General features: G+C 70.8%; 8 protein-coding genes. 4 read left to right on the top strand and 4 right to left on the bottom strand.

All coding sequences use genetic code 11. The annotated features are described in order from the left end of the window. Nucleotides 1–245 precede the first annotated feature (245 nt). From ACZ5NH_RS14670 to moeZ, 3 genes are all read left to right on the top strand, one after another. Nucleotides 246–1,205, top strand: a complete 960-nt coding sequence (locus ACZ5NH_RS14670) for an NAD-dependent epimerase/dehydratase family protein (RefSeq protein ID WP_351208001.1) — start codon at nucleotides 246–248, stop codon at nucleotides 1,203–1,205. Continuing rightward, nucleotides 1,193–1,942: a spherulation-specific family 4 protein gene (locus ACZ5NH_RS14675; protein ID WP_468775252.1), complete on the top strand. Its 750-nt coding sequence runs from the start codon at nucleotides 1,193–1,195 to the stop codon at nucleotides 1,940–1,942. Before ACZ5NH_RS14670 ends, ACZ5NH_RS14675 begins: the two co-directional genes overlap by 13 nt. 63 nt (nucleotides 1,943–2,005) lie before the next feature. Beyond that, complete coding sequence (gene moeZ / locus ACZ5NH_RS14680) at nucleotides 2,006–3,184, top strand: adenylyltransferase/sulfurtransferase MoeZ (protein ID WP_388620567.1); 1,179 nt, start codon at nucleotides 2,006–2,008, stop codon at nucleotides 3,182–3,184. A 101-nt stretch (nucleotides 3,185–3,285) separates the two neighbouring features. Here moeZ and ACZ5NH_RS14685 read toward each other — a convergent pair whose 3' ends face one another. The 4 genes from ACZ5NH_RS14685 to ACZ5NH_RS14700 form a co-directional block, all read right to left on the bottom strand. Further along, nucleotides 3,286–3,873: an SMI1/KNR4 family protein gene (locus ACZ5NH_RS14685; protein ID WP_468775254.1), complete on the bottom strand. Its 588-nt coding sequence runs from the start codon at nucleotides 3,871–3,873 to the stop codon at nucleotides 3,286–3,288. Between the two features lie 57 nt (nucleotides 3,874–3,930). Further along, entirely contained in the window at nucleotides 3,931–5,487 is a 1,557-nt protein-coding gene (locus ACZ5NH_RS14690; protein WP_468775256.1) for an alpha/beta hydrolase, read from the bottom strand. 133 nt (nucleotides 5,488–5,620) lie between these two features. Continuing rightward, entirely contained in the window at nucleotides 5,621–7,165 is a 1,545-nt protein-coding gene (locus tag ACZ5NH_RS14695) for an alpha/beta hydrolase (protein ID WP_468775258.1), read from the bottom strand. Between the two features lie 82 nt (nucleotides 7,166–7,247). Then, on the bottom strand, nucleotides 7,248–10,073 hold the full coding sequence (locus ACZ5NH_RS14700; RefSeq protein ID WP_468775260.1) for a lysylphosphatidylglycerol synthase domain-containing protein: 2,826 nt from the start codon (nucleotides 10,071–10,073) through the stop codon (nucleotides 7,248–7,250). 186 nt (nucleotides 10,074–10,259) lie between these two features. On the opposite strand from ACZ5NH_RS14700, the gene ACZ5NH_RS14705 reads away from it, so the two are divergent. Continuing rightward, nucleotides 10,260–10,646 carry an MGMT family protein gene (locus ACZ5NH_RS14705; protein WP_468775262.1) on the top strand — a complete coding sequence of 129 codons (387 nt, stop codon included), beginning with the start codon at nucleotides 10,260–10,262 and terminating at the stop codon, nucleotides 10,644–10,646. Nucleotides 10,647–10,658 lie beyond the last annotated feature (12 nt).

Here is a 10,658-nt window from a genome sequence, read left to right on the forward strand (position 1 = left end):
TCCGGAGCCCCCGGAACCTCCGGCGCGTCCGCAGCAGGCGCAGCCGCGGATGCACAAGCCGGGACCGCCGGAGCCGGAGTCCGGGCAACCACCGGATCCGCAGGCACCGCGAGCACGGGCGGACCCAGCACACCCTCATGGCTCAAAGCACCCTTCAGCCACGTTTGGCACATCGGTGCAGCCAGCCACAACTGTCACATCGGCCCCGCCAGTCACGCCGGTGCCCGCATGACGGGAGCCGCCCGATGAGGGTCCTGCTGATCGGAGCCAACGGATACATCGGCCGCTTCGTCGCCGACCGCCTGCTCGCCGACCCGGCCGTCCAGCTCACCGCGCTCGGCCGCGGCGACGACGCCGACGTCCGCTTCGACCTCGCCACCGGCAGCCCCGGCGCACTCACCCGCTTCCTGGACGCGGTCCACCCCGGGGTCGTCGTCAACTGCGCCGGTGCCATCCGCGGCGGCGCCCGCGAACTCACCCGGCACAACACCGTGGCCGTCGCCACCGTCTGCGAGGCCCTGCGCCGCAGCGGCTGCGGAGCCCGGCTGGTGCAGGTCGGTTGCAGCGCCGAGTACGGGCCGAGCCAGCCCGGCTCCTCCACCGCCGAGGACGCCGTACCGCGCCCCGGCGGCCCGTACGGCGTGAGCAAGCTCGCCGCGACCGAACTGGTCCTCGGCTCCGGACTGGACGCCGTCGTGCTGCGGGTCTTCTCCCCGGCCGGCCCCGGCACCCCGGCCGGCTCCCCGCTCGGCCGGCTCGCCGAGGCGATGCGGCGCGCGATGCAGTCCGGCGACGGCGAGCTCAAGCTGGGCGGGCTCGGCGTGCAGCGCGACTTCGTCGACGTACGCGACGTCGCCCGCGCGGTGCACGCCGCCTCGCTCTCCGCCGCGCAGGGCGTCATCAACATCGGCTCCGGCCGCGCCGTCCGCCTCCGTGACGCCGCCGCCGTCCTCGCGCGCGTGGCGGGCTACGGCGGCGCCCTGCACGAACTCGACGCCCCGCCCGGCCCGCTGCGCAGCGCCATCGGCCACCCCCGCGCCGACTCCGACCACGCGGCCCCGGTGGCTTACCCGTACCCGGACGGCTGCGGCAGCTGGCAGCAGGCCGACGTGCGCACCGCGCGCGACCGGCTCGGCTGGCGGCCCCGCATCAACCTCGAAGAATCCCTGGCCGACATCTGGATGGAGGCGGCATGCCGCATCTGACCAGCACCACAGCAGGCGCCACGAGCACCGGCCTGCGCACTGCCATCGGCGTACCCGGCTACGCCCACCCGCTCGTCGCCCCCGCCGAGTGGGCCCAGCTCGCCCGGCCGGGCACCCCCCTGGACTGGGTGGTCCTGAACGTGGCCGCCGGTCCCGGCACCCGCCCGGACCCGCACTGCCTGGAGGCCGTGGGCCGGCTGCGGGAAGCGGGCGTCCGCGTCCTCGGCCACCTGGACCTCGCCCACGGCACCCGCGCCTTCGCCGACCTGCTATCCGACGCCCACCGCCACCTCGACTGGTACCGGGTCGACGGCTTCCTGCTGGACCGCTGCCCCACCGACCGCACCGCGCTCCCCGAGGTCCGCCGCGCGGTCACCACGCTGCGGACGATCAGTGACACTGCCCACATCGTCCTCGGCCACGGCAGCCATCCGCACCCCGGGTACGCGGAGAACGCCGATCAACTGGTGACCTTCTCCGGCCCCTGGTCCGACTACCGCTGGTCGCAGGTCGCCGAGTGGACCGCCGACTACCCGCCCGACCGCTTCTGCCACTTCGTGCACGGCGTGCCCCGCGGTCACCTGGAGGAGGCGCTGCGCATCGCCCGCTGGCAGGGCGCGGCGACGATCTACTTCACCGACCGCACGGACCGCGGCGGCCGCACCGATCCCTGGGAGACCATGCCCGGTTACTGGGACGAAATCGTCTCGCGTGTCGGAACAGGTGTCTCGGAATGAAGAAGGCCGTGGCAGTGTTACGGAGAGAACAACTGTAGTGATTGACCGACCAACGGAGTCCCCGTGTCGCTGCCACCCCTGGTTGAGCCAGCCTCTGAGCTCACCGTAGACGAGGTCCGCAGGTACTCCCGCCACCTGATCATCCCCGACGTGGGCATGGACGGGCAGAAGCGGCTGAAGAACGCCAAGGTGCTCTGTGTGGGTGCGGGTGGCCTGGGCTCGCCGGCGCTGATGTACCTGGCCGCCGCGGGCGTGGGCACCCTCGGCATCGTGGAGTTCGACGAGGTCGACGAGTCGAACCTGCAGCGCCAGATCATCCACAGCCAGTCCGACATCGGCCGCTCCAAGGCCGAGTCCGCCCGTGACACCGTCAAGGGCATCAACCCGTACGTGAACGTGATCCTTCACGAGGAGCGGCTCGAGGCCGACAACGTGATGGACATCTTCAGCCAGTACGACCTGATCATCGACGGCACCGACAACTTCGCGACCCGCTACCTGGTCAACGACGCGTGCGTGCTGCTGAACAAGCCGTACGTGTGGGGTTCGATCTACCGCTTCGACGGCCAGGCCTCCGTCTTCTGGTCCGAGCACGGCCCCTGCTACCGCTGCCTCTACCCGGAGCCCCCGCCCCCCGGCATGGTCCCCTCCTGCGCCGAGGGCGGCGTCCTGGGCGTGCTCTGCGCGTCCATCGGCTCCATCCAGGTCAACGAGGCCATCAAGCTCCTCGCGGGCATCGGCGAGCCGCTGGTCGGCCGCCTGATGATCTACGACGCCCTGGAGATGACGTACCGCCAGGTCAAGGTCCGCAAGGACCCGAACTGCGCGGTCTGCGGCGAGAACCCGACCGTCACCGAGCTCATCGACTACGAGGCCTTCTGCGGCGTCGTCTCCGAGGAGGCCCAGGCGGCGGCCGCCGACTCCACGATCACTCCGAAGCAGCTCAAGGAGTGGATCGACGACGGCGAGAACATCGAGATCATCGACGTCCGCGAGCCGAACGAGTACGAGATCGTCTCCATCCCGGGCGCCAGGCTGATCCCGAAGAACGAGTTCCTCATGGGCGCCGCCCTGGAGGGCCTCCCGCAGGACAAGAAGATCGTCCTGCACTGCAAGACGGGTGTCCGCAGTGCGGAAGTCCTCGCCGTCCTGAAGTCCGCCGGCTTCGCCGACGCCGTCCACGTCGGCGGCGGCGTCATCGGCTGGGTCAACCAGATCGAACCGCACAAGCCGGTCTACTGATCACCGGGCCCGCCCACCGGCGAGGCTGACGAAGCCCACGGCTCCGACCAGGTCGGAGCCGTGGGCTTCTGTCGTTCTTGGTCGGCGTCGGGCAGCGGCTGTCAGATCATGGCGAGCCGGTCCACCAGCAGTTCCACCCTCGGTTCGGTGTACACAAAGCGGTTGTCCAACGGCTCGTCGAGGTCCGGCAAGAAGTCACTGAGCTCCTCCGGCGCGTGCAGGGACTCCGACCGGACGATCTCGACCCAGGCCAGGGAACACCGTTCCATCCAGTCCTCCCAACGCTCGGCCGCCTTGTCGGCCAAATCGAGCTTCGTCATCACTGGAGGATCGGCCTTGTCGAGATCAAGGAGCCAGATGCCCCACGACGCCGCCCCTTGGTTCTCATGCCGGAACACCAGTACCTCACCGCGCTCGTCGACGTACAACTGATCCGGACTGAGCAGGCGGTCATGGTTGCTCGTCAGATCCTGTCGGTCACCTATGAGCTGGTAGCCCTGACGAAGCGCCGCGGGCATGGTGAGACCGAGTCGGGTCTGCGCACATGCCAGCTCCGCATCGTCGCAACCGTCGCCCTCAGCCAGTGGCGTCACCCAGTGCGCGGCGAATCCGCGAATGAAGCGCCAGGCCTCGGCGGCGTCCGTCACACCCGGCTTCAGCTGGCTGACGAGGTCACATGGTGAGGCCATGCGGCGGACGCTATCGCAGGGACCGCCGGCCTGAGACCGACGCACCCTCAGACAACGTCAGGAGCAGACCTTGCCGTCCTTCGGCACCGTCCCGTTCAGCAGGTAGGCGTTCACCGTCGAGTCGACACAGTCGCTGCCGTTGCCGTACGCCCCATGTCCCTCGCCCTTCCAGGTGAGTTCGACGCCGACGCCCTTGCCCAGTTCGTCGGCCATTCTGCGGGCGCCCTCGTAGGGCGTGGCCGGGTCGCCGGTGTTGCCGACCAGCAGGATCGGTGCCGCTCCCGGCGCGCTGACGTCCGGGGTGGTGAACTGGCCCGGTACCGGCCAGTCGTGGCACCAGCCGGCCGTGTCCCAGCCCAGGAAGTCCCCGAACACCGGCGAGATGCGCTCGAACTCCGCCAGCCGCTTCTTCGTCTCGGCGAGCGTCGGCCGCTCCTTCTCGTCCAGGCACGATATGACCCGCTGTGAGTGGGACGTCGTACCGTAGTGCCCCGAGGAGTCCCGCTCGTTGTAGTCGTCCGCGAGCGCCAGCAGCGGTGAGCCGTCGCCCTTCTCCGCTGAGTCGAGCGCGGCGGTCAGCCTCGGCCAGCTGGATTCGCTGTACAGCGGCAGGACGATCCCGGTGACCGCGAGGGTGTCGGTCAGCTTCCGCCCGGACGATGTCGGCAACGGGCGCGTGTCGATCCGCTTCAGCAGGGTGGCGATCTTCCGGGAGCCCAGTGCGGGGTCCTGCCCGGCGGACTTCAGGTAGTCGTCCAGCGCCCGCTGGAAGCCGCGGGTCTGGTTCTCGGCCTGGCCCACCGTGTCCGCAGTCGGGTCGACCACCGCGTCGAGGATCAGCCGTCCCACCCGCTGCGGGAACAGGTGGGCGTACACGCCGCCGAGTTCGGTGCCGTAGGAGATGCCGAAGTAGTGCATCCGCGTGTCGCCGAGGACCTGGCGCATCAGATCCATGTCGCGTGCGGTGTCGGTGGTGGAGACATGGGCCAGCAGCTTGCCTGCGGCCTTCGCGCAGCCCTTGCCGAAGTCGGTGGCGTCCTGGAGGAACGCCTGCTCCTCCTGTGGACTGTCCGGCGTTGCGTCCACGTCCTCGGCGGCCTCGATCTGCCGGTCGCCGCGGCAGCGGACGCCCTCACTGGGGCCGACCCCGCGCGGGTCCCAGCTCACCAGGTCGTAGTGCTCACGGAGTTTCGAGACCGTGCCTGCGTAGTACGGCATCATCTCCAGGCCCGAGCCGCCGGGGCCGCCGAAGTTGAACAGCAGGGAGCCGATACGGTTCCCGCCCGTCGCCTGCGCGCGGATCAGAGCCAGGCCGATCGTCGCACCGTCCGGCTCGGACCAGTCCAGCGGCACCTTGAGCGTCGCGCACCGCCAGTCGCCGCTCGGCGCGGGGGACTTCCCCGTGGCCTTGCACCCGTGCCAGTCGAGGTGCTGGGAGGTGAGGGACGCGGGCAGGTCCGTCGCCGGAGCCGGCGGGCCGGCCGTGCTCGTGCCCTTGTCCTCGCCGCCGTCGTGCCCCTTGCCGTTGCCCCGTCCGTCCGACGAGCCGCCGCCGCAGCCGGCCACCAGCAGCGCCGCGGCCAGCGCGGCCGTCCAGCGCAGGAATCGCCTCATACGCACCCCCTCACAGGCCCTGCGCGTCGTGCCGCGCCGGGTGTCCAGGCCATGGTAGGCATACCCTGCCGATCTCGTGGCGGCCTGTGGATAACGCTCTGACCAGCGGTTTCTTGGCAGGTGTGGGGGTGTTTCAGGAGCAGACCTCGCCGGCCTTCGGTTCCCTCCCGTCCAGCAGATAGCCGTTCACCGCGCTCTGCACGCACCTGTTCTTGCTGTCGTACGCACCGTGCCCCTGGCCCTTGTACGTCAGCTCGACGGCGACGCCCTTGCCGAGCGCCTCCACCATCTTCTTGGCGCCCTCGTACGGGGTGGCCGGGTCGCCGGTGTTGCCGACGACGAGGATGGGCGCCGAGCCGGGCGCGCTGACGTCGGGATGGTCGGCGGCACCCGCCACGGGCCAGTTGGTGCAGCTGACCATGCCCCAGGCCAGGTAGTCCCCGAACAGCGGGGAGGCGGCACGGAACTCGGGCAGCTTCCGCTGGACGTAGCCGACGGTGTACCGCGGCTTCTCGTCGGCGCAGTTGATGGCGATGTTCGCAGCGGTGATGTTGCTGTACTGGCCGTCCTCGCTGCGGCCGTTCATCGAGTCGGACAGCAGCATGAGGATCTTGCCGTCGCCCGCGTACGCCTGCTCCAGGCCCTCGGTGAGGTACTCCCAGAAGTCCTTGGAGTACAGGGACTGCGCGATGCCGTTCGTCGCGGCGGTCTGGGTGAGCTGACGCGGCGCGATGCCGGGGATCGGCTTCTTCTCCAGGTCGTTCAGCAGTTTCGCGATGCGGTTCTTCACATCCTGCGCGGTGGTGCCGACCGGGCATTGCGTGGTCTTGGAGGTGCAGTCCGCGGCGTAGTTGTCCAGTGCGAGCTGGAAGCCCTTGGCCTGGCCGAGCGCGCTCTGTTCGGGGTTCTGCGTGGGGTCGACGACCGCGTCGAGCACGGCCCGGCCGACGTTCTTGGGGAACAGGTGGGCGTACACGCCGCCGAGTTCGGTGCCGTAGGAGATGCCGAAGTAGTGCAGCTTCTCGTCACCGAGGACCTGGCGCATCAGGTCCATGTCGCGGGCCGCGTCGGTGGTCGCCACGTGCGGCAGGATCTTCCTGGAGTTCTTCTCACAAGCCGCGTTGAATTGTTTGGTGCGGTTCACCAGCGCCGTACGTTCGGCGCCGTTGTCGGGGGTCGCGTCCTGCTGGAAGTACACATCCAGCTGGGAGTCGCTCTCGCACTGCACCGGCGCGCTGCGGCCGACCCCGCGCGGGTCGAAGCTGACCAGGTCGTAGCGGGTGCGCAGGGCGGCGTAGTCCGGGGCGAACGCGGGCAGCGAGCTGACGCCGCTGCCGCCGGGGCCGCCGAAGTTGAACACGAGTGAGCCGATCCGCTCGCTCGCGGGGCCGCTGGCCCTGGCGCGGATCAGGGCGATGCCGATGGTGTCGCCCTTCGGATCGCTCCAGTCCAGGGGTGCCTTCATGGTGGCGCACTGCCATGTGCCGCCGTTCGGCAGCGGGGACGGGGCGCTGCCGCCGCCCTCGGCCTCGGACGGAGCCGTGCAGTCCTTCCAGTCCAGCTTCTGCGCCGAGAGGTCGCTGTCCTTGCTGCGGTCGCCGCACCCGGCCAGCAGAGCCGGGAGCATCAGGGCAGCGGTGGTCAGGGCGGCGGCGCGCAGCCGGGAGGAATTCGCCATACTCCCATCCTGGAGGCGCACACGCCGGGACGCGCGGGGCGCGGGCCGTATGAGGTACGGCACCCCGTGCCCTGCGCGATCCCTACAGGGCTCCCTTGCGGGTGAGCTGGTTGAAGGCCAGCCAGCCCGGCAGCACCGGCAGCCACAGCGTCAGCAGGCGGTACAGCAGGACGGCCGGGGCGGCGACCTCCTTGGGCAGGCCGACGGCGATCAGGCCGACCGTCAGGGTCGCCTCCACGGCACCGACGCCGCCCGGGGTGGGCGCCGCGGAGCCGAGGGCGTTGCCCGCGAGGAAGACCACGGCGACGCTGGCGATGCTGAGCGAGGCCGAGCCGTCGCCGAACGCCCGGACGGAGGCGTCCAGGCACATCACGAAGCAGAACGTCAGCAGCAGAATGCCGCCGATGCCGGTGATCAGCTTCTGCGGCCGCTGCAGCACATCGAGCATGCGGGGCACGACACCCGCGAAAAGTGAGCGCACGCGCGTGACGACGAATTTCCGCAGGAACGGCACCGATGTCACCACGAGCACCAGCACCGCCACCGTCAGCAGGCCCGCGATGACCGTCCGGGACGGCGACAGGGACGGCGTCTTCTCGGTACCGGTGAGATAGCCGAAGGACAACAGCATCAGGATGTGGAAGCCGAGCCCGGCCAGTTGCGAGGCGCCCACGCTCGCCACCGCGAGCCCCGGTCGCACCCCCGAGCGCTGCAGGTACCGCGTGTTGAGGGCCACACCGCCGACCGCGGCCGGTGCCACGATCTTCACGAACGAGCCGGCCACCTGGGCCGCCACGGCCCGCAGGAACGGCACCCGCTCCGGTACGAACCCCAGCAGCTGCATCGCCGCCGCGACATAGCTGAGCGCCGCGAACAGCACGGCGGCGACGACCCAGCCCCACTGGGCGTTGGCCACGAGCGGCCCGAACTCGATGTGCGTGAGCTGCGTCAGCAGGAAGTACGCGCCGATGGCACCGGCGAAGACGCTGATCAGAGTGCGGGGCCGCACCCGTTCCAGCCGGGCCGGCTCCACCGGCGCCTGCGGCCTGATCCGCAGCACCTCATGGCGGATCTGGGTGAGCAGATCCTCCTCACGCGCTTCCTCCAGGGCCTCGTCGACGGCCCGCTTCTCGGCCCGCGCCTGGGCGCGTACGGCCTTCTTGTCGGCCTTCCCCAGGGCCTCCGTGCCCTGCGTTCCGGCTTCCTCCGGAGGCACCTCCTTGGCCTGCCGGGATGCCTCCAGCACCGCCTCGCGCTCGCGCTGGGCCTGCTCCCGGGCCAGTTTGCGCAGCGTCGCGCGCGTGGAGCGGGTCAGGGCGATCGGCTGGAGCAGCGGCAGGCAGTCGGCGACCGCGTCGGGCCCGAGCACCCGGACCGCCGAGGCCACCGCGCGTTCGGCGCCCACCCGCAGACCGAGCGTCGTGACCAGCTGGGCCACGTCCATGCGCAGCAGCAGCTCGCCGGCCGCGATCTCACCGCCGCGCAGCTCGGTGAGGATCACCCTGCCGGAACGATCCACCAGAATCGCGTCACCTGCGAGTCTGCGGTGTGCGATGCGCCGCGACTGCAGCGCCTGCACCTGGTGCCAGGTGTTGCGCAGTAGCTCGTCGGTGATCTCCTCGTCGGCCAGCGAGTCCAGCGTGCGCCCGCCGGTGTGCTCGTAGACGAGCATGACGGCGTCGGGGCCGAGTTCGGAGGTGGCGATCAGCTTGGGCGCGTTGGCGCCGGCCGCGATCGCCGCGTACGCCAGCAGCGCCTCCTGTTCCAGCGCCTGGCGCAGCGACTGGAGGCTGGAGCGGGTGGCGAAGCCGCGCAGGGTGAGATTGCGCCACGCGCGGTAGAAGAAGCCCTGGGCCTGCTGTTCCCGGTCCACGACCGTGACGTCCAGCGGCGGGCCGTCCTCCAGGGTGACGAAGTAGCGCCGGCCGCGGTCGCCGTTCTCCGTCTCCACGGCCTCCTCGCGGGCCGCGCTGACGGGGTGGAAGCCGACGTGCCTGAGGCCCGCCATCAGGGTCTGCCCGGTAGGGCGCACGTTGGGGGAACCGACCGCGTACAGCGTGCCGTAGGCGATGGTCCAGCCGATCAGCACTGTCAGGATGATCGAGAACGGCGTCGTGTAGCCGGTGACCAGCATCGAGAACGCGTCGAGCAGCAGCACGATCCACAGCACCGCGCGCCATCTGGGTCTGCGGGACATGCCGACGGCCGTCATATAGGCGATGACGGGTGCCAGATAGCCGTGGACGGGGTCGGTGAGGGCATGGATGTCGCCCGGGGAGGGCTGGGTTAGCGCCTCCTGGATCGAGCCCGGGGCGGCCCGCGCGACCCACAGGTCTGTCGCGAGGGTCACTCCATGGGCGAGGACCGCCGCGAGGACGCCGTCGGCGATGCGCAGCCCGTCGCGTTTGATCAGCCGCTCGATCGCGAAGGCGACCGGCACCAGCAGGATCGCGATGCTGGACGCCAGACCCGCGATCTTGATGAGCAGGTCGGGGGCCTGACCGGTGCCCTTGTGGATGTCCTGCTCGAAGCCCGAGGTGGTGCCGTGCGCGAACGCGGCGATCGCGAGCAGCACCACGATGGCGAGCACGCCCACCAGGAGCCGCATGAGGTCCGAGGGGCGGTGCACGCGCGCGGGGAGCAGCGGTTCGTCGCCCTCCACGGCCTCGGCGTGCGGATCGTCGTCTGCGCCCGGACCGTGGCCGGGGGGCGTGTTCTCCGGGACGTGCGCTCCCTCGGTGTCGTCGTTTCCGTCGGCCGCGCTGTTCTCACGCGCGCGTGCGCTGCCGTCTGCGCTGTTCTCCAGCGCGCGCGGGCCGTCGTCCTGCGCGCCGTCGGCGGTGTCGGGGCGCGCGGCCGCGCCAGGGGTGCCCGCCGCTCCTTCGGGGTGCACGCCCTGCTGCTTCATGGTCTCTTCTTGGTCTCGTATCACCAGTCACCGCCCGCACGATGGTGGCATGCTCCACCGACACACGGGGGCATCAGGGTGCGGATGCGCGGGCGCACAGTCTGCCGGAAGCGCCGTCCGGCGGCGAGAGGGCCGTTCCTCGCGGTCCGCGCCGCGATGTCGGTGGGGTGGGGCAGGATGGGGCGAATGAGCGAGCAGAGCCCTGCCGGGGACACCCGCGAGGAGTACGCGGACGCGCTGCCGGAGTACGCGGAGCGGGTCCTCGAGGTCGCCGAGCGGATCCCGCCGGGCCGGGTCATGACGTACGGCGATGTCGCCGAGTGGCTCGAGGAAGGCGGACCGCGCCAGGTCGGCCGTGTGATGTCGCTCTACGGAGGCGCCGTCCCGTGGTGGCGGGTGGTGCGTGCCGACGGGGTGCTGCTGCCCGGCCACGAACTGCGCGCGCTCGCCCACTACCGCGCGGAGGGCACGCCGCTGAAGGAGGCGGCCAGGGGTGCCGAGGGGCATCTGCCGCGGATCGACATGCGGCGGGCCCGATGGGACGGCGGAACGGGCGCAGTGGTTCACACCTGACAGCTTCCGCCA

This window comes from Streptomyces sp. NPDC031426 (assembly GCF_055581585.1).

Coding starts and splice junctions, on each gene's coding strand:
- ACZ5NH_RS14705 (WP_468775262.1), top strand. CDS start 10,260: ATGAGCGAGCAGAGCCCTGCCGGGGACACCCGCGAGGAGTACGCGGAC.
- ACZ5NH_RS14670 (WP_351208001.1), top strand. CDS start 246: ATGAGGGTCCTGCTGATCGGAGCCAACGGATACATCGGCCGCTTCGTC.
- ACZ5NH_RS14695 (WP_468775258.1), bottom strand. CDS start 7,165: ATGGCGAATTCCTCCCGGCTGCGCGCCGCCGCCCTGACCACCGCTGCC.
- ACZ5NH_RS14685 (WP_468775254.1), bottom strand. CDS start 3,873: ATGGCCTCACCATGTGACCTCGTCAGCCAGCTGAAGCCGGGTGTGACG.
- ACZ5NH_RS14675 (WP_468775252.1), top strand. CDS start 1,193: ATGCCGCATCTGACCAGCACCACAGCAGGCGCCACGAGCACCGGCCTG.
- ACZ5NH_RS14700 (WP_468775260.1), bottom strand. CDS start 10,073: ATGAAGCAGCAGGGCGTGCACCCCGAAGGAGCGGCGGGCACCCCTGGC.
- ACZ5NH_RS14690 (WP_468775256.1), bottom strand. CDS start 5,487: ATGAGGCGATTCCTGCGCTGGACGGCCGCGCTGGCCGCGGCGCTGCTG.